12 protein-coding genes are annotated in these 19,577 nt (G+C 71.0%); 8 read left to right on the forward strand and 4 right to left on the reverse strand.

Going from position 1 to position 19,577, the window contains the following annotated elements:
* Positions 1-570: 570 nt before the first annotated feature.
* The 3 genes from ACWDYF_RS10090 to ACWDYF_RS10100 form a co-directional block, all read right to left on the reverse strand.
* Entirely contained in the window at positions 571-1,611 is a 1,041-nt protein-coding gene (locus tag ACWDYF_RS10090; RefSeq protein WP_389467419.1) for an erythromycin esterase family protein, read from the reverse strand.
* Positions 1,608-2,636 carry an iron-siderophore ABC transporter substrate-binding protein gene (locus ACWDYF_RS10095; RefSeq protein ID WP_389467421.1) on the reverse strand — a complete coding sequence of 343 codons (1,029 nt, stop codon included), beginning with the start codon at positions 2,634-2,636 and terminating at the stop codon, positions 1,608-1,610. The genes ACWDYF_RS10090 and ACWDYF_RS10095 overlap by 4 nt, the downstream gene beginning before the upstream one ends.
* 317 nt (positions 2,637-2,953) lie before the next feature.
* On the reverse strand, positions 2,954-4,150 hold the full coding sequence (locus ACWDYF_RS10100) for an ROK family protein (RefSeq protein ID WP_389467424.1): 1,197 nt from the start codon (positions 4,148-4,150) through the stop codon (positions 2,954-2,956).
* 248 nt (positions 4,151-4,398) lie between these two features.
* Here ACWDYF_RS10100 and ACWDYF_RS10105 point away from each other — a divergent pair, with 248 nt between their 5' ends.
* Positions 4,399-5,616 (forward strand): MFS transporter, encoded by a 1,218-nt coding sequence (locus tag ACWDYF_RS10105; RefSeq protein ID WP_389467426.1) that lies wholly within the window; start codon positions 4,399-4,401, stop codon positions 5,614-5,616.
* The gene (locus ACWDYF_RS10110) at positions 5,613-6,560 is read left to right on the forward strand and encodes an alpha/beta hydrolase fold domain-containing protein (protein ID WP_389467429.1); all 948 of its coding nucleotides are present in this window, start codon (positions 5,613-5,615) and stop codon (positions 6,558-6,560) included. Before ACWDYF_RS10105 ends, ACWDYF_RS10110 begins: the two co-directional genes overlap by 4 nt.
* A gap of 112 nt (positions 6,561-6,672) precedes the next feature.
* On the opposite strand, the gene ACWDYF_RS10115 is transcribed toward ACWDYF_RS10110, so the two are convergent.
* Positions 6,673-9,156, reverse strand: coding sequence for a helix-turn-helix transcriptional regulator (locus tag ACWDYF_RS10115; RefSeq protein ID WP_389467432.1), 2,484 nt, complete (start codon positions 9,154-9,156; stop codon positions 6,673-6,675).
* A 782-nt stretch (positions 9,157-9,938) separates the two neighbouring features.
* On the opposite strand from ACWDYF_RS10115, the gene ACWDYF_RS10120 reads away from it, so the two are divergent.
* From ACWDYF_RS10120 to ACWDYF_RS10145, 6 genes are all read left to right on the forward strand, one after another.
* Positions 9,939-10,925 (forward strand): hypothetical protein, encoded by a 987-nt coding sequence (locus tag ACWDYF_RS10120; protein WP_389467435.1) that lies wholly within the window; start codon positions 9,939-9,941, stop codon positions 10,923-10,925.
* Positions 10,926-11,193: 268 nt separating this feature from the next.
* On the forward strand, positions 11,194-12,078 hold the full coding sequence (locus tag ACWDYF_RS10125) for a LysR family transcriptional regulator (protein ID WP_389467438.1): 885 nt from the start codon (positions 11,194-11,196) through the stop codon (positions 12,076-12,078).
* 73 nt (positions 12,079-12,151) lie between these two features.
* Positions 12,152-13,210: a tartrate dehydrogenase gene (locus tag ACWDYF_RS10130; protein ID WP_389467441.1), complete on the forward strand. Its 1,059-nt coding sequence runs from the start codon at positions 12,152-12,154 to the stop codon at positions 13,208-13,210.
* A 251-nt stretch (positions 13,211-13,461) separates the two neighbouring features.
* A complete protein-coding gene (dctA, locus tag ACWDYF_RS10135) occupies positions 13,462-14,844 on the forward strand; it encodes a C4-dicarboxylate transporter DctA (RefSeq protein WP_389467445.1) in 1,383 nt (460 codons plus the stop codon).
* Positions 14,845-16,297: 1,453 nt separating this feature from the next.
* Entirely contained in the window at positions 16,298-17,551 is a 1,254-nt protein-coding gene (locus ACWDYF_RS10140) for a magnesium transporter MgtE N-terminal domain-containing protein (RefSeq protein ID WP_381736346.1), read from the forward strand.
* Between the two features lie 356 nt (positions 17,552-17,907).
* On the forward strand, positions 17,908-19,500 hold the full coding sequence (locus ACWDYF_RS10145) for an NRAMP family divalent metal transporter (RefSeq protein ID WP_389467448.1): 1,593 nt from the start codon (positions 17,908-17,910) through the stop codon (positions 19,498-19,500).
* The last annotated feature ends 77 nt before the right edge of the window (positions 19,501-19,577 follow it).

The raw sequence follows: 19,577 nt of genomic DNA on the forward strand, positions 1-19,577 counted from the left end.
GTGGTTTTCCGTTACGCGCGGTCTGCTCCGCAGACACGACGCGCCGCCGCTACGCGGCGGACACATCGCCACGCTCCGCGCGGCCAGCCGGCGACTCCGTCACCGGCTGGGCCAACTCCGTTGGCCCAGGCCCGGATTGCTCCGCAATCCGGGCTGAAGAAATTCGCTCCGCGAATTCCTCAGGCTGGCTGCGAGAGGGGCACGTTTCTTCCTTTAGGTTTCTTGCAAAGACCTAAAACTCTATCAATTCCTCACTGAATTAGAGGTGTTGTGTTGCTGCCAGTTCATGTCTCGGACTCGAGCCCGCGTCAAGGAATACGACTACGACCACCCGGCTGCGGTGATTCGCCGGTTCCGACCCGCTGTCGTCGGCATACCCTCCATCATCCGATCCATGACGGGCTGTCACAATAGAACGGATCGTCGGCGCAAGAGACTGAACCCGATGATCCGGCGGCCCAAGGCGCTACGGACTGCGCGCCACCACCGGACGTGGACACCCCAGACGCTTCCGCATCACCAACCCACCCGGACCACGGCACCCGACGCGGCTGCTGCGTCCCGCCGGGTTCAAGAGGTGCGGGTGTGCCCCGCCGGGCTCAGTGTGGGGGTGTACAGGACGGCGTCGAACGCGGTGGCAGTGTCGGCGAGCGGGGCGTCGGGGTGCGCCGCCGGTGACTTGTCGGTCGTGGTCGGCTGCCACGGTCTCAGGTCGAACACCACCGACCCGGCAGGTCCGGTGAGCGGGGCGGGGGCGTCGGCGGCGTCGGCCGGTCCGGCCTTCGTCAGGTCGTGCAGCCGACGGCTCAGATCCCGGTAGCGGCCCAGTGGGTACCGTACGGTTGGATCGCCGTCGCGCCACACGGCGCCGACCGCGCGGAAGCGGCCGAGTTCCTGTCGGGCGAGGTGTGCGCCGAGCGAGCCGGTCACGCGGCGGTCGAGGTGTTCCACCTGTTCGAAGAGGAGGATCCGGCCGTCCGGGTGGCGGCGTGCGACCTCCTGGAGCGTCAGGTACTGGGCGGCGTCGCGGACGGCGAGGTCGCGGTGGTCGCCACCGGCGGCGCGGTGCTCCAGCAGGAGGCGGTGGAGGTGGTCGGCGTGCGGACGGTCGGCGGGGTCGTCGAGTACGGTGTGCCGCGGCGTGCCGCCCAGCTCCTCGGGGGCTGTGCCGTACATCTCCAGTCCGTAGAACCGTACGTGCCGGGCGGGGTCGAGAGTGGTGTTGTGCCGTCGCAGCCAGCGCAGCAGCGCGCGGTTGTCCGGCAGGGGTGTCCTGCTCCAGGACCACATGCCGGTGATGGCGGCGGGGGTGGGCTCGTCCGGGCCGAGGCCGCGGATGTACGCGTCGGTGGGCCGGGACAGGGCGAAGTTGGTCTCGGCGGCGATGGCCCGGACTGCGTGCCGCTCGACGAGGTGGCGGACGACCGCGTTGCGGGCGGTGAGGTACTCGGTGCGCAGGTGGACGCCTTCCGACCAGCCGAGGACGCGGGCGTCGGCGGCCAGTTCGCCGAGGAGGGCCGCGCACCGGCCGTCGAGTGGCGGCGGGGCGCCGGCCGGGTCCGGCCCGGTGTCCTCGGCTTCCCGCCCGGGCCGTCGGTGCCCTGTGGTCACGAGGTCTTTCCCTTGGCCGCTGTGCTCAGCAGCGGCAGGTAGCGGTCGAGCATCCACGGCAGGCTCAGTACCGACACGGCGCTGGTCGCGTAGACCATCGCAGGGTCGGTGAGGGGCACGTATCCGCCGCGTTTGACGGCGGGCATCCGCCGGAACAGCGTGTTGGCCTCCAACTGCTGTTGTACGGGCTTGCTGAGGTACCAGGAGACCAGGACGTCGGAGTCGATCGAGTCGAGTTTCTCCAGGCTCAGTTGGGCGGCGAAGGACTTGGCGCTCGACGGCAGGCTCGGGGAGACGGTGAAGCCCAGTTGGTGCAGCAATTGCACCCGGGTGTCGGAGGAGAGGTAGAGGTTGTAGCTGCTGGTGGTCGTGCCGGAGCCGAAGGCGACGGTCTTGCCGGTGAACTCCGGATGGCGGGCCTTGGCGTCGGCGATCAGCTTGTCCGTCGACTTCTCCAGCGCGGTGGCCTCGGTGGACATTCCCAGCGCCTTGCCGACCAGCCGCAGTTGGTCCTGCCAGGAGGTCAGCCACGGCTTGCCGGGGTAGCCCACCGTCGGGGCGATGCGGCTGAGCTGCTGGTACTGGGCCCCGGTGAGGCCGGAGTCGACCGCGAGGATGACGTCCGGGCGCAGTGCGGCGATCTGCTCGTACGGCACGTCGCCGGTGGCGTACTTCAGCAGCGTCGGCTCGGCGCCGTGCAGTTTTGGCGCGTCCCACGGCAGGATCCCGGTCTTGTCCCCGGTGTCCCCGCTCATGTCCTGCATGCCGACGGGGGTGACGCCCAGGGCCAGTGCCGCGTCCTGACTGCCCCAGCCGATCGTGACCACGCGCTCGGGGCGGGTGGGGATGGTGGCCTTGCCGACGGCGGAGTCGATGGTGACGGGGAAGGCTGAGGAGTCGCCGGTGGTCGTCTTCCCGTCGGAAGAGGCGTGCGAGGGCGTTTTGCTGTCGCTCGAACAGCCTGCCGCTGCCAGGCAGAGGGCAGCCACCACGGCGGGAAGGATCCGGCCAGTCCAGGTTTTCATAAGGTGAGCCTAACCTAACCCGTCTCGTCTCTTCGTCCACCTCATCCCCTCCCCTATCCCTCACCGACCGGGCGTCCGCGGAAGGCTCCCCTCCCGCCCGTCGGCCACCGGTCGCGTCCGCCTCCGGACCGTTGCTGTTCCGCCGGATCTGCTGGGTCCATGAGTCGGCCCTCGACCGAGGCACCGCCCTGCTGCCTCGGCTGGCCGAGGCGAACTGCGTCTCGGCGGCCGAGGGAGCGAGCCTGGACGGAGAGCGCATGCTTCTGACGGGTCATCAAGGTTCTTTCTTGTGTTTTCTTACGCTCCCTCACATCCCTTTATAGATAGGGGACTTGAGAAGGGTCGTCGAGGATGCGGTTGCGGGAATGCAGCCATGCCCCGCGGCGCGGGGCCTCCTTCCCGTACCGGGCGAGGGCGACCTTGGGATTGAACTCGGGGGTGACGCGCGCTCTGGCGGTGATGACGGCGTCGATGTGCGGTTCGAGCCAGGGGAACAGGCGGGGCAGGGCGCCGCCCAGGACGACGAGGTCGAGGTCGGTGTAGCTGGCCATGGTGGCGATCGCGCCGGCCAGCGCTCTGCCCGCGACGTCGAGGGCTTCCTCGGCTCTCGTATCGGCGTGTTCAAGGCGGTCGGTCAGCTCCGTGAGAGAGTGTTCCGCGTCCTCGGTGGCCAGTCCGGCTCGGGTGAGGATGGCCGTGAGGCCCAGGTACTGCTCCAGGCACCCCCGGGCCCCGCACCCGCAGGCTGGTCCGTTCATGTCCACGGTGATGTGGCCGCATTCTCCGGCCAGTCCATGCGCTCCGCTGTAGACGTCGCCGTCCACGAGGATGCTGCCTCCGACGCCGGAGGCGCCGTTCAGATAGGCCATGGCGGTCGGGCGGGTGCCGTCGGGGTGGGCCGCGTACTCGGAGAGCGCGCCGAGCCGGCCGGTGTTGATCAGGCTGAGGTCCCGCGGGCCGCGGAGCCGGGCGCGCAGGGGGGTGCGGAGGTCGGCGTGGCCCAGGCCGAGTTCCAGCGAGGCGGTGATGGTGGCGTCGGAGCGTACGAGTCCGGGCACAACGACGACGGGTGCGGGCACATGGACGTCCGGGCGGTCCTCGGCGGCTTCGAGGGCGTCGTCGAGCATGCGTCCGACGACGCCCACGTATCCGTCGACGTCGCCGAGCGGCACGGCGTGTTCCCCGGTCGCGGTCCACAGGATCCGGCCGGTGAAGTCCCTCACCTCCCCCACCACATCGCCCGAGGAGAACTGGACGGCAACGGTACGGATGCGGTCGGGCGCGGTGCGCAGCAGCCGCCGGGGCCTGCCTTTGCCGCCCTTGACGTCTCCCGCCTCGTAGGCGAGGCCGCGGGCCATCAGTTCCTCGATCATCGTGGTCACGGTCCCGCTCACCAGGCCGGTCCGGGCCCGGATGTCGCTCCGGGCGCACGGTTCGTGGTCCGCCAGGGACCGCATGATCAGGGCCAGGTTGTGCCGGCCGACATCGGCCGACACCGCAGGTGACGGAGGCATGGGCTACATCCTGTAGCGGCGGCGCGGAGCGTGCAAGCCGTTGATCCAGAGGGCGGGGTCCCCTGTGCCACAGCGGGGCGGGACGCCGTGAAACTATTTACGTCAACCGTTGACTTAAGTGCATGTCTCCTTAAGGTCGCCACACCACCCGCCGGAGTCAGGCCACGACCGGTAGCCCTCACCCGCGGATGCGACGTGATGCCGCCGCGGCATCACCCGGTGGGCCATGACTTCGACGAGGAGGATCCGTGCGCCACGATCAGCACTCCAGGAGATTCAAGACAGCGCTGCTGTCGGCGTCACTACTGCTGTCCGAGGCCGGAGCCGTGTCGGCGACCCTGCCCGAACTGGCCGAGGCGTTCCCGCACGAGAGCCGGACGTCCCTGCAGAACTTCATGACGGTCGGGTCTGCCGCGGTGATGGTGTGCACGCTGCTCGCCGGCGCGCTCGCCGGACGACTCGGCAAGCGGCGGCTCACCCTGGCGGGCATGGCGCTGATGGCCGTCGCCGGGATGGCCCCGCTGGTCCTCATCCCCCTGGGAAGCTTCACCGCGCTGCTCGCCTCGCGCCTCGTCCTCGGTGTCGGCATGGGCTTCGTGCAGCCGCTGAGCGCCAGCGTCATCGCCGACTTCTACGAGGACAGGGAACGCGAGGACATGCTCGGGCGGCAGAGCGCGGCCGTCGGTCTGGGCGGCGTCGTCTGGAACATGATCGTCGGCCTGCTCATGCTGTGGGACTGGAAGGCCGCTTTCCTCGTCTACGCGGTTGGCCTGGTGAGCCTGGCGCTGTACGCGCGCTACGTCCCCGAGCCGCGCCGACGGACCGCGCCCACGGCCGCGGGGCCGAAGACTCCTCGCTGGTACCGGCTGGGTGCGGACGCCTGGATCGCGTCCTGTCTGATGCTCGTCTTCACCGCCGGCTACCAGGCGCTCGTCATCTCCATGCCGCTCTCCTTCGTCGGCGAGAAGCACCTCATCTCCTCGTCCACCGTCTCCCTGGTCATGACGGGTTTCGCCCTGGCCTCGGTCGCCGCCGGGCTGGCCTTCGGAGCGGTCCTGCGGCGCCTCGGCAACTGGACCGGCGCGGTCTCCGCGCTCGTACTGGCCGCCGCCCTGCTGATGTGCGGCTCGGCGCAGAACGCGCCGACCGGGTTCCTCGCGGCGATCACGGCCGGTCTCGGATTCGGCGTCTACATGCCCTTCCTGGTCACCGGGACGAACAACCGGGCCACCCCGCAGACATCCGCCATGGCGACGGCGCTGCTGTTCACCGGTGCGGCGGTCGGCACACTCCTGGCCCCCTCCTACTTCAGCGTGCTCGGCGCGGCCGTCGGCGACACCGACGCCACCACGCAGCTGAGCGTCGCCTCTCTCACCCTCGTGACCGTCGCCGGCCTGACGGCGATCCGATACGTCCGCATGGACCGCACCCCCACCATCCCGCAGCGCGAACTGGAGCAAGCATGAACACCACCCCTGCACGGCCGGCACACCTGATTGCCCCTCAGGCCCTTCCCTACGACGAGTTCCCCGAGAGTGAGAGGTCCAGCGACGGCATGCGCGTCGTCACCGCGGACCTGACCTCCCGGCACGCAGGTATGACCGCCGGAGTCGAGTACGCCCGCAAGGACGGCCACCCCCTGCACACACATGTCCTGACCCCTCCCGGACCCGAGGGGGACGAGCGTGTGTTCCCGCTGGTCGCCTTCGTCCAGGGTTCCGGCTGGCTCAAGCAGGACCTCGGGGCGAACCTTCCCGCCCTGGCCGAGTTCGCCCGGCGCGGCTATGTCGTCGCCGTGATCGAGTACCGCCCCTCCTCCGTGGCCCCCTTCCCGGCCCAGATCAAGGACGCGCGTACGGCGATACGCCACCTGTGCCGCAACGCGGCCGAGTTCCGCATCGACCCGGACCGCGTCGTCATGTGGGGCGACTCCTCCGGCGGCCACACCACGGTGCTCACATGTCTCACGGAGACCGACCAGTACTTCAGTGACGAGCCTCTTCAGGACGAGCCACTGAACATCCGGTGCTTCATCGACTACTACGGCCCCACCGACATCTCCCGGATGAACGAGGAGCCCTCCGTCATGGACCACATCGGCCCCGGCAGTCCTGAGGGCATGCTGATCGGCGGCCTCGACGTGCTGGAGCATCCCGAACGGGTGGCGCCGACCGTGGCGATGAACCACGTGAAGCCCGCCCCCGGACTCAGGCCCCTGCTCATCGTGCACGGCAGCAAGGACCGGCTCGTCCCCTTCGGCCAGAGCGTGCTGCTGTACGACGCGCTCAGAGAGGCGGGGCAGCCCGTCACCTTCTACCGGCTCGCCGGTGCCGACCACGGAGGTGCGCCGTTCTGGCAGGAGGAGATCCTCGACCTCGTCGACGACTTCATCCGGAGCAACCTGCGCTGACACCGGGCGTCCGGCCGGGCCCGGCGGCGTGCACGCGGCGGGGCCCGGCGGCGTGCCTGCCGCTGGCCCGGGCCCGTAGCTCGAAGCGGCCTGCGTGTCCCGGGCCGGGCCATCAGCGCGGTGTCGCAGGACCGGCGGCTCGGCGGCCCGGTCCGCCGGAGGACGCCTCGGAAAGGCCTGCCCAGGAGTGGAGTTGTCTGCGTGAGGACACGGAGAGCTTGCGCATGGCGTTGGCCACATGGTGTTCCACGGTCCGTGGGGAGAGGTGGAGGGTGGTGGCTATCTCTCTGTTAGTCAGGCCCTGTCCCGCGAGGTGTGCGACCTCGTGTTCACGCGGCGAGAGGCAGTCGCGATAGGCGGGCCGGCCCGGACGTGTGCTCGGCACGGTGACGAGAGGGCGGACGCGCGCCCGGACCCGGGACGCGTCCCAGGCAGCTCCGAGCCCGGCTAAGTGGCCTGCCGCGTCGGTCAGTTGCTGGATCGCCGCTCGGTCCGAGGCGTCCACCGCCAGTACGCAGGCGGCAGCGGCCTCGGTGGCGAGGTTCGCGGAGTAGGGCCGGGGCACAGCCGCGTACAGGTCGGCGCAGGCCCGGTAGTCGTCGGCCGCTCCGACGAGGTCGTCCCGGGCCTCGGCCAGTGCGGCACGGCACCAGCGCTGCGCGGCTGCCACCAGGGAAGAGTGCGGCGGAGTCACACCGACCGTGAACTCCGTCGCCATCTGCTGGGCGACGGATACCCGGTCTGCGCGCACGGCCGCGGTCACGGCCCAGGGCGCCACCTCCGCCGCCCACGCCCAGATGGCCTTTCCGCGCAGCCGGGACCAGGCCGCCGAGGCCTCGGCGCAGGCCTCTGCATGGTCTTCCCGGGCCAGTGCCAGCCTGATGCGGACGGTGGACGTGACCATCGACAGCGGGACCAGCTGCCGGCCGGCTCCCCCGCATCGGTCCAGCCATTGCTCCGCCTCCGGCCAGGCGCCGCGCGCCAGGGCCAGCGAGGCCAGTACGGCATACGCCTCGTCGCAGAGGAGCGGGACGTCGGCGCTCTCGGCGGCCAGGTGCTCGGCGAGGGCCGCCAGACCTGCCCAGTCACCGGTGAACCAGCGCAGCAACAGTGTGCTGCTGCGGATGGTGTGGCCGGTGAGATGTCCCGCCTGGCGGCGGTCGGCGAGTGCCTGTGCGCTGTCGAGCAGGTCGCGGGCGTCGTCGTAGCGCCCGAGCCACACCGATGCGTCGGCCGCGTTGCACAGCCCCCGCACCCGGTGCCGTGCTTGTTCGGGGAGCTCGTCCTCGGGAGGTGCGGCGTCGAGTGTGCGGCGTACGGCGGCGTCCTGGAGGGTGAGCAGCAGGGAGACGCGGTTGGCGGCGACGGCGGCTCGTGTCACCGGGTCGGACGTCACGGCCGCCGCCGCGTCGGCCTGCTCCAGCCAGTGGCGGTGCTCGGTGAGGGAGATACCGGGCCAGTGCGGCATCGACATACCCGATGTCACACGTGCGACCAGTTCCGTGTCGCCCGGCAGGGAGTGGACGATCTGTTCCAGGCGCAGCCAGTCGTCGCGGTCGAGCGGGGCCGGTGTGCACAGGAACAAGCCGCGCAGGACGCTCGCGTGGCCGCGGATCTGCGGCGGAAGGGTCTTCGCGTCGGCAAGGGTGTCCAACAGGTTTCTGGCGGCGTCGGGGGGCAGAGCCGCGGCGATGTGCCGCAGCTGGCCGACGGCCAGCCTGGACCGATCGGCCGGTGTCATGGCGCTGTCCGCAAGGGTCTGACCGAGCAGGAGCGCCGCCTCCTTCGGGCGCCCGTCACGCAGGTGCGCCGTCACGGCGCGTTCCACCGCCCTGCACCGACCGCGCTGCCGTCCGGCCGCCCGCAGGTGTGCCGCCACGGACGGCCAGGGTGTGTCCTGACGCTGCCTCAGGACGTGGGCGGCGCGGGCGTGCAGGTCACGCCGGAGGGGACCGGGGAGGGCGGCGGCCACCGCGTGGGCCGCGAGGGGGATGCCGAAACCGTAGCGGTCCGGTCCCTGCTCGTCGATCGCGGACACCGAGAGGGCGGTGAGCAGCGCCGCGCGCCCGGTGGCCGGTTCCAGACCCGACACCGCCACCAGTTCCGCCTCCGAGGCGGGCTCGGCGAGGACGGCTGCCGCGCGTATCAGGGGGTGGTGCTCGGCGGCCACGGCCTGTGTCCGGGACAGGGCCGCCTCCGCCAGCCGGACCGGAGGACCGAGCCGCGCCGTGTCCTCGACCGTCAGCGGACCTGACTGCCCTGTCGAGGCGGCGAGTTGGACAAGGGTCTCCACCACCACCTGCGCGATGCCGCCGGTGAGTTCGCACAGCCGGTCCGCCGCTTCCTGCTCGCACGGCAGGCCCAGCAGTTCGCCGGCCAGCCTCCCTGTCGCCTCCTTGTCCAGCGGCCCGACCCGGCACCGTGCGAGCAGGACCCGGGACGGACAGTCGAGCGGTTCGCCCAGCAGCAGTCCTGGTACGGGGAGTTCATCGGGGCGGCAGGTCATCACCAGGACCGCGCCGATCGGCAGGTCCCGCACCAGACGGCGCAGAGCGGCCGTGGTGGCGGGATCGGCGGCGTGGACGTCCTCGACCACCGCGAGCGTGGGACCCGGGGCATCGGAGACGCTCCGTACCCATCGTGCCCGGACACCGTCGTCCACAGGCCGGGCGCAGGACAGGCACGACAACTGCGCACCGGCCGGTCGCGCCGTCCCCAGCCGACGCACCAGGTGTGACTTGCCCACCCCGGCGGCGCCTTCCACCACCAGGACGAGCGATGACCGAGCCGAGGGCCGCAGGACTCGGTGCAGCAGGTCAGCGCATGCCTCCTCCTCCAACAGCGGCACCGTCACGGTCTGTCGTCTTCCGTCCACGCAGCCGCCGCAGGGGTCGTCACCTGTCTGTGAACCGGCAGTCCTCTCATACCTGTGCTCTCTCCCCTGTCAGCCCATCGGGCAGTTCAAGCATGGACATGTCATACCTCTCGGGAGGTGTGCTGCGCCACCGGTACGGCGGAACGGCTCGCCTCCCGTGCTCTCGTCGCCGGTGCCGACGCCCGCGTTCCGGAAGTCGAGGACGCCGTACCGGGCCTTCGCCGCGGATCTTTCCGATCCGGACTCTTCCGGCGCGGATCCTTCTGGTGCGGTGGATCCTCGTGCTTCACCGGTCTCCGGTCCGGACCCACCGGTGTTCCGAGCCGGTGCAGGAATTCTCTGGGCATCCGTATTTCGCCCCTCCGCATTGAACGGGCGTACGCCGGCGCAGCAGCCTGTTGGCCGCCGGGAGAACCGCTCCGCGCTGCCCCCTGCCGGCCGTACCGTCCATCCCCCCGCCTGGCGCCTCCGCTCCGCTCGCGCGCCAAGTAAGGAACCGCATCATGAAGTCACTCGAAGCCGTCCCCACGATCGTGGCCTGCGCCGTCGTCGCGCTGTCGGCGGGTACGAGCACCGCGAGCGCGTACGACGGCGCTCGAACCGCGGACTCCGCCGTCACGACGAGCCGTTCGGCGGCCCCCGCCGTCGCCGGGCTGTGCACGTCAGGTGCGCTCTCCGGCCAGAGTGTGGCAGGCGCGCGCTCTCCCGGCGAGGTGACGCGTCGGCTCGGCCCGCTGACGCGGCAACACCGGGCGGCGCGCGGCTACGTGGCCGGCAAAGGCGCCCAGGCCGCTCCCGGCGGCTCCCGGACAGACGGCAAGCCGATGGCGGCGACCATCCACCCCGCACAGGGCACGGCGTTCAAGCAGCTTCAGGGCAGCGACGGCGCCTGCGCCACACAGTCCGTCTCCACCCAGGTACGTGTCAGAGACACCGGTACCACCATCTACACCCCGACCATGTACCCGGCGGGCGGCTCGTGCATCGAGCTGGTCACCGTCTACAACCAGGGCGAGGCATCGGTGTCCGCCTGGGACTGGTGCCGCAGCGTCACCTTCAAGGCGTCGGTGCCCATCGACAGCGCCTTTCTGAACACCTACAGCGACGGCCGCACCAGCGCCTACACCGGACGGGTCGTCAAGACGTCCGCGGCGACCAACACCTGGGCCGCCGACCTGTACAACTTCCGGACCGGCGGCTGGGACCGGCTGTACACCCAGTCGGGTACCACGCAGGCCCGTTACGACGGCTGGGACATCTACGAGCTCTACTCCACGGTCGGGGCCTCGGGCCGGTCCGGTTCCTGTGACGCCATGTCGGGCATCACCTTCGAATCCGCGAACATATCGGTGCGCACCAACGGTGTCTGGGCGGCGGCCTCCCCGGCCAACTCCGACACCGGGTACGACGCACCGAACAGCGCCTTCTACTGCCCCACCCGCACCTACCGCATGGTGAACGCCTACGACCACTGGCTGGCTGTCGGCTGACGGGCTGTCCCTGGCTGTCCCGCGCCGCCATCTGGTCCCGCGGTGCCGGGACGGCGGCCGCGATGCGCGCGGTTGCCGCCGGGTGCGGTCGGGTTGCCGACGATCCGGGTCAGGGGGCAGGAATGCGGTAGCGGCCGCCAGTTGCATGCGGGGGCGGACAGGGTGCCGGGAACGGCCACGTCGACCCGTTAGGGTTCGCTTGGCTGGAGAAGCGGTGCCTGGCGATCACCCGCCCGCGAAGCAGCTCGGCCGGAGTGAGGGAAACGGTATGGATGTCCGGCAGTTGGAGTACTTCCTGGCTGTCGTCGACCGGGGCGGCTTCAACCGGGCCGCGTCGGCCCTGTACGTGTCGCAGCCGTCGTTGTCGCAGGCCGTGCGCGCGCTGGAGCGTGATCTGGGGGCGGAGCTGTTCCACCGGATCGGTCGCCGGGCGGTACTGACGGAGGCGGGCAAGGCGCTCATCGAACCGGCTCGTGGCGCTGTCCGGAGCCTGGACATCGCCCGGGCACGTGTTGCCTCGGTGCGCGAGCTGAAGGAGGGGCGGCTGGACGTGGCGTCGATGCCGTCCCAGGCGGTGGAGCCGCTCACCTCGTTGATCCGGGCGTTCCGGCAGCGGCATCCGGGCGTGACTCCGGCGGTCAAGGCCGTCTTCACCGCCCGCGACGTCATCGACGCGGTGCGCACGGGCGCGGTGGAGCTGGGGCTGCTGGCCTCCGCGAGTGAGGTGCCGGACAAGGAAGTACGCGCTCACGTGCTGGATGAGCAGCGGTTCGTCCTGCTGGTCCCGCCCGGTGGTCCGTTCGGTGGCCGGCGCACGGTGCGGTGCGAGGAACTGGCGGGGCAGCGGCTGATCGTGGGACAGCCCGGTACCGGTATGCGGGCCTACGTCGACTCCCTGCGTGACCATGGCATCGAGTTCAGCGTGGCGGTCGAGACGGAGCACCGGGTGGCGCTGCTGCCGCTGGTGCTGGCGGGCGTCGGGCTTGCCGTCGTCACGGAGTCCTGGCGGGGCATCGCGCAGAAGACGGGGGCCGAGGTGCTGGACATCGAGCCCGCGACCGCGCTGCGGGTGTCACTGGTCAGCCGCCGGGGTGTGCTGTCGCCGGCCGCCGCCGAGTTCTGGAGCATGACCGTCTCCGCCGACGGCGACTGATAGGCGGTGCTTATAAGGCAGATTCGGTTTGTGTCTTGGACGCGGTCACCGGGTCGTTGCTGCAATCGACCGTATGACGAACCACCGCATCGCCCTGATCCCCGGTGACGGCATCGGCGCCGAAGTGCTGCCTCCCGCACAGCGGGTCCTCGACGCCCTCGGCCGCCGGCACGGCTTCACCCTCTCCTACACCTCCTACGACGACTGGTCGTGCGAGCGGTACCTGCGCGAGGGCGCGATGATGCCCGAGGACGGGCTCGACCGGCTCCGGGACAAGGACGCCATCCTGCTGGGCGCGGTGGGCTGTCCCGGGGTGCCCGACCACGTGTCGCTGTGGGGGCTGCTCATCCCGATCCGGCGCCGTTTCCGCCAGTACGTCAATCTCCGCCCGATCCGGGTCTTCGAGGGCATCGACAGTCCGGTGCGCGGGGCGGTGGCCGGTGAGGTCGATCTCGTCGTGGTCCGGGAGAACGTGGAGGGCGAGTACAGCGAGGTCGGCGGTCGGCTGAACCGGGGTTTCGCCGACGAGATGGCCGTGCAGGAGGCCGTGTTCACCCGGGCCGGGGTCACCCGTGTCCTGGACTACGCCTTCGGCCTGGCCGCCCGTCGCCATGGCCGGCTGACGTCCGCGACGAAGTCCAACGGCATCGTGCACACCATGCCGTTCTGGGACCAGCTCGTCGCCGAGCGGGCCGAGCACTTCGATGAGGTGTCCTGGGACCAGGAGCACATCGACGCCCTGGCGGCCAAGTTCGTGCTCGAACCGGCCCGGTTCGACGTCGTCGTCGGCTCCAACCTCTTCGGGGACATCCTCAGCGACCTGGCCGCCGCGGTCGCGGGGTCGATCGGCATCGCCCCGGCTGCCAATCTCAACCCCGAGCGGGAGTTCCCCTCGATGTTCGAGCCGGTGCACGGCTCCGCGCCCGACATCGCCGGCCAGGGCATCGCCAACCCGCTCGGCGCGATCTGGTCGGCGGCCATGATGCTCGACCACCTCGGTCACCCGGACGCCGCCAAGGACATCACCGACGCGATCGCCGCCGTCCTGGCGAAGACGGACGTCCGCACCCGGGACCTCGGCGGCACCGCCACCACCGCCGAGTTCACCGACAAGCTCCTCGAACTGCTCTGACCCGCCCGCCCGGTGCGACGAGCGGACCGCGCGGCGGACGTCCGCGAAGGCCATCGCCGCGCGCAGCAGCCGCCGGGGCCGCGTGGACGACGCCGCTCCCTCCCGCGCGGGCTCCCGGCCCGCCCCTTTTTCCCCTTGGCCGCACGCCTTTCCCCTTGGCCGCACGCCGCACCGGTCCACCCGCGCCGAAGGCCGGTCCACACCCCGGTTGCGCCCCGGTCGCGCCCCGTTCCTCGACGAGGAGAAACGCCATGGCAGCACCCGCGACCCTCACGTCAGAGCCCGCCGAGGCAGCCCAAAAGCCCTGGTACCGGCAGTTGTACTGCTGGGTCCTGACCGCCATCATCACCGGCGTCCTCACGGGCTGGCTGTGGCCCGGCGTCGGCACCGCCCTGGAACCCGTCGGCACCACCTTCGTCGCCGCGATCAAGATGCTGATCACGCCGATCGTCTTCCTGACCGTCGTGGCGGGCATAGGCAGCGTCGACAGCCTCGGCCGGGTCGGCCGCGTCGGCCTCAAATCCCTGCTCTACTTCCAGGCCGGCACCCTCGTCGCCCTGCTCGTCGGCCTCGTCGCCGTCAACGTCTTCCAGCCCGGCGCCGGCGTCCACGCCCACCCCGGCGACCTCCACCTGGAAGGAGACGCGAGCCAGTACGTCAAGGACGGCCAGAACCAGGACTGGTGGCACTTCCTCACCGACCTCGTGCCCACCAGCGCCGTCGGCGCCTTCGCCGAGGGCGACATCCTCCAGGTCATCTTCTTCTCGGTCCTCTTCGGCGTCGCCCTCAAAGCCGTCGGCCCCGTCGGAGAACCCCTCGTCGACGGCATCCAGCGCCTCAGTTCCGTGATTTTCAAGATCCTGCACTACGTGATGCTGGCCGCCCCCGTAGGTGCCTTCGGGGCCATGGCCTACACCATCGGCAAGTACGGCATCTCCACCCTGACCAGCCTCGGCCGGCTCATCGGCCTGTTCTACGGCACCTCCGCGTTCTTCGTGATCGTCGTCCTCGGCGCGGTCACCGCCGCCCTGCGGCTGAACATCTTCCGGCTGCTGCGCTATCTGCGCGAGGAGTTCTTCCTCGTCCTCGGCACCTCGTCCTCCGAGAGCGCGCTGCCGCGGCTGATGGTCAAGCTCGAAGGACTCGGCATCCGCCGCGACATCGTCGGCCTCACCGTCCCCACCGGCTACTCCTTCAATCTCGACGGCAGCTCCATCTACCTCTCCCTCGCCGCCGTCTACATCGCCCAGGCCACCGACACCCCCCTCAGCATCGGCCAGCAGCTCAGCCTGCTCGCCGTCATGATCCTCGCCTCCAAGGGGTCCGGCGGGATCACGGGGGCCGGCTTCATCGCCCTGGCCGCCACCCTCTCCACCGTCGGCACCGTCCCCGCCGCCGGCATCATGCTCATCTTCGGGATCGACAAGTTCATGTCCGAGTGCCGCGCCCTGACCAACCTCGCCGGCAACGCGGTCGCCACTCTCGTCGTCGCCCGCTGGGAGAAAGCACTCGACACCGCACACGTGGTGACGGTCCTGCGGACCGGAGAGCCCGACCCGCTGCCCGAGCCGTCACCGCAGCCGGCCGTGAACCCGTCGACCGGCCTGCCCGCTCAGCAACCCTCGAACGTCTGACCACAGACGTCCCGGGCCTCATGTCGCGCCAGGCCCGGGCAGGCGGACGCCCGACGCGTACGCCACCTCGGTGCCCGGCCCGCAGTCGGCCGGGCACCTTCAGCCGGGCACCTTCAATCGACGTCGGCCTCTGGACGTACGTGTCGGTACACGAAGCTCGCCGCGGGGCCGGGGCATCACCACGAGACCGAGGATCACCGGATCCGGGTGCCGGTCCATGGCCTCGTCCGCGTGGTGGGCCGGGACCGGGTGTCGCGGTCGGGTTGCTTCGGTGTGGGGGCTCGGTGGCGTGCTGTCGGGTGGGGTCAGCCGCCTGGGGGAGGTTTGTCCTCCCCTGGTGTCCGCAGCGGGGAGGCCGCGTTCCGGGGTTCCGCCGGGGTCTGGCGGCGTTCTTCGGCGGCCTCGACGATGAGGCGCGCGGCGTGTGCCGGAAGGGCCAGGTTCCTTTGCAGCCATGCGGCACTGGTCTCCGGGGTCTGGGCGGTGGCCAGGATCCATGCCGCGTACATGCGTTCGATGGGTGGCCCGTTCGGTGCGTCTGAGACAGCGCGTGCCGCCTCCTCCGGGAAACCGTCCAGGGCGTGGGAAGCGAACCAGGTCGTTCCGACCGGACCGGCAGGCCGGGCCGGTGGGTTCCGTCCGCCGCGTCGCGCGAGGGACTGCCGCAGCACGGTGCCCACGGAGAGGGTGACAAGTGCGGCGGTCAGCACGAGGGCAGCCACCCATGCGTGACCGGTCCCGGGGTGCTGTGTCCAGAAGGGAAGCAGCCACTCCGTCACGCGTCCGCTGGGGAGGAAGGGGGGATTCACTCGCATCTGAAGCCTCTCGTCGCCCTGGACGGATATCCGGAGGAGGCGGCACGGGCAGTCGCTGAAAGGGGCCGCCCGTGTGGTGGGCGCTTGCCGCGTGCCTGTTCCGTTCGGATGGCAGGCCGTATCGGGGATCAGGGCTACTGCTTCCATGGTCTCACCCTCCGCGGCTGTCCTGCGGGGCAACGTCCGGACCCGGGCACACAGCGTGGGCGAGGCGGTGCTCGCCATCGAGACCTCATCCCGGCCGGCCGGACGATCCTCACCAGTTTCTTGTGTTCGTCGTCCGGGCGAGCCGCGGTGACGGCCCGGTCGGGCGGCCGGGGGGCGGTCGCTTCGTGGCGGGGGTGTTGTCGTCGGTCTCCGGGCAGGTCACCGCGTATGCACCGGGCTGAGCGGTCCGTGCCGGGCGTCTCCTGCCCGAGTGGGCGGGGCGGGCGGTCCGGCACCACCGGGAAGAGGTCTTTCCTGTGTTCCGGACGGACCATGGACGTATGGCCTCGTGACGTCCCGCAAGCGGCGGGCCCACGTGCCGCCGAGATCGGCAGGGCAGAGTGATGACCGGCAGTCCGTCCGCGCCACGGCAACCCGCCCACCAGCGGCAGTTGCCCGGCGTTCCCCTCTCGTCGCTGGTCAGGCGACCTGTGGCGGACCGTGGTGGGCAGATACTCGGCCGTCTGGCCGATGTGATCGTGAGGTTGCGCGGCGCGGACTACCCGTGGGTGACGGGGGTGGTGGTCGGTGTGGGCCGCCGACCGCTGTTCGTCCCGGTCGAGCAGGTGTCCGCCCTGGACAGCGAGGGCCGGGTACGGCTGGCCAGCGCCCGGCTGGATCTCCGCCCCTTCGAACGCCGCGCGGGCGAGGTGCTCCTGCGCGCCGATGTGCTGGGGCACCGGCTGATCGACGTCGCCGAAGCCCGCCTGGTGCGGGCCTCCGACGTGGAGCTGACGTGGCGCGACGGGAAGTGGCTGGTGTCGTGTGTGGACACTCGTCGGCCCCATCGGCTGCCGGGGCTCCCCCGGGGGCACTCGGCGGTGCACGGGCTCCGGGACTGGCGGGACTGGAAGGAGTTCGAGCCGCTGATCGGGCACAGCCGCAGCGCTCTCGCCCGCCGTCCCACGGCCCGCATCCGTCGCCTGCGGCCGGCGAAGATCGCCGACCTCCTGGAGGACGCCTCCCGGGACGAGGAGCGCGAGATCCTCGGTGACGTCCGGCAGGATCCGGAGCTGGAGGCGGACGTCTTCGAGGAACTGGAGGAGGACCGGGCGTCCCGGCTGCTGGATGCCCGGACGGACGAGGAGATCGCCGCCGTACTGACCCGGATGCGCGCGGACGACGCCGCGGATGCCATCGACGATCTTCGCCAGCGCCGCCGCCGTCCGGTGCTGGACCTGCTGCCACCCGGGCAGCGGGCGAAGGTGCTGACCTTGATGGGCTACAGCCCTGACAGTGCGGGAGGTCTGATGGGCATGGACTTCCTGGCCCTTCCGGCGGACGCGACAGTGCGCGAGGCCGTGGCCGCTGTCCGGGACGCGCGCCGGCTCCAGCCGCAGGCGCTGACCACCGTCCACACCGTCGACGGCGCCGGGCGCCTGCTCGCCCTCGCCTCTCTCGTCGCCCTCCTCCAGACGCGGGGCGCCGTCCGGCTCGGGGAAGTGAGCGAGACGGACCCCGTGCGGGTCGGTCCGGACACCGATCTGGTGGACGTCGCGCTGCTGATGGCCGACTACAACCTCCTCACCCTGCCGGTCGTCGACGAAGAGGGAGTCCTGCTCGGCGTCATCACCATCGACGACGTTCTGGAAGCGACGCTGCCGGACGACTGGCGGCGCCGGGACGTCGCGCCGCCCCCGGACGCTCACCGCACGGAAGGACCCGAGAGCAACGCCGTCTCCTGATGCCGGAGGGAGTCCTCACCATGAACGAGCCCCAGCCGCCCCGCCGCCAGCCTGCCCCTCCCGTCCCTCCGGCCTCTCCCGTCCCTCCGGCCTCTCCCGTTCCTCCCGCTGCCCCTTCCGTTCCTCCCGCTGTGCCTTCCGTTCCTCCCGCTGTGCCTCCCGCGCCGGACACCGGGCCCGGAACCCCGCCTTCCGGTCACGGCCACCCCAGCCCCGGTCCCGGCCCCGGCCCCGGCCCCGGCCCCGTCGAACGCGGTGCGCCGTCGCGCCGCCGCAGGCCCGGCGAGGACGCCGCGCCGACGACGCCTCCGCCCGAGCCCCGGCCTGCGTCCGCTCCCCGGCCGCCCCCGGCCGCGGTGCTGGACACGGCCCACCTCGGCGATATCGAGGGTGCCCTGGGGCACATCCGGTTGCAGGAGGCGGACATCGGCCGGGGCCTGAAGCGGCGGCTGCTGACCTTCCTGGCGATCGTCGGCCCCGGTCTGATCGTGATGGTCGGTGACAATGACGCCGGGGGCATCTCCACGTACGCCCAGGCGGGCCAGAACTACGGCTACAGCCTGTTGTGGGTGCTTCTGCTGCTCATCCCTGTTCTCATCGTCAACCAGGAGATGGTGGTACGGCTCGGCGCCGTGACCGGTGTCGGGCACGCCCGGCTGATCAACGAGAGGTTCGGCAGGTTCTGGGGCTGGTTCAGCGTCGGCGACCTGTTCGTGCTGAACTTCCTGACGATCGTCACCGAGTTCATCGGCGTCTCGCTCGCCCTCGGCTACTTCGGCATCAGCAAGTACGTCGCCGTACCCCTGGCCGCCCTCGCACTCGTCGCGATCACCGCCACCGGCAGCTTCCGGCGCTGGGAACGCGCGATGTTCGCCTTCATCGCCGTCAGTGTCCTGCTGGTGCCGCTGACGCTGTTGTCGCACCCACGCTACGGCGCGGCCGCCCACCACCTTCTCGTCCCGGGCGTCCAGGGCGGCGTGACGTCCGAGGCGGTACTGCTGATCATCGCGATCGTCGGCACCACCGTCGCCCCCTGGCAGCTCTTCTTCCAGCAGTCCAACATCATCGACAAGCGCATCACCCCCCGGTTCATCACCCATGAGCGGGCCGACACCATGCTGGGCTCCCTGGTCGTGGTCGGCGGGGCCGTCGCGATCGTGCTCGTGGCCGACTACGCCGTGCGGGGCACGAGCGCCGCCGGGCACTTCTCGGACGCGCTGGGAATCGCCGACGCGCTCGGCGGGCACAGCCGCGTCCTCGGGGCACTGTTCGCCCTCGTGCTGCTGGACGCCTCGGTCATCGGCGCCGCTGCCGTCACCCTGGCCACCAGCTACGCCTTCGGCGACGTGTTCCATCTGCGCCACTCCCTGCACCGCAGCTTCGGCGACGCCAAGGCCTTCTACTCCACCTACGCCGGGATGGTCCTGGGCGCCGCCGCGATCGTGCTCATCCCCCACGCTCCCCTGGGGCTGATCACCACCACGGTGCAGGCGCTGGCCGGACTGCTGCTGCCCTCCGCCAGCGTCTTCCTGCTCCTGCTGTGCAACGACCGGGCGGTCCTCGGCCCATGGACCAATCCACGCTGGCTCAACATCCTGGCCGCAGTGATCATCGCGGTACTCCTCATGCTGTCCGGGGTCCTCGTCGCGACCACCCTGTTCCCCTCGCTGAACACCGCTCTGGTCGCGGTCTGGCTGGCCGGGGTCCTGGTCATCGGGCTCATCGCCGCCGGAGTGTGGTTGCGGCTCGGTCGTGGCCGACGGCCGCCGGCCACCCGCCGGACCCCGGAGGTACCGCGTCGTGAACGGGAGAGCTGGCGCATGCCGCCTCTCGCCCTGCTGAAACCGGTCACCTGGTCGCCCGGCATGAGACTGGGGATGAGCCTCCTGCGCGGCTACCTGGTCGTCGCCGCGCTGCTGTTGCTGGTCAAGGCCGTCCAGCTCGGCTGACCAGACGGCCCGGTCCGGGCCCGGACCGGGACCGGACCGGCGTACGCATCGACCCGGGCCAGGGACCTGGCTGCCCA

The sequence above is a fragment of the Streptomyces sp. NPDC003284 genome, from assembly GCF_053589675.1.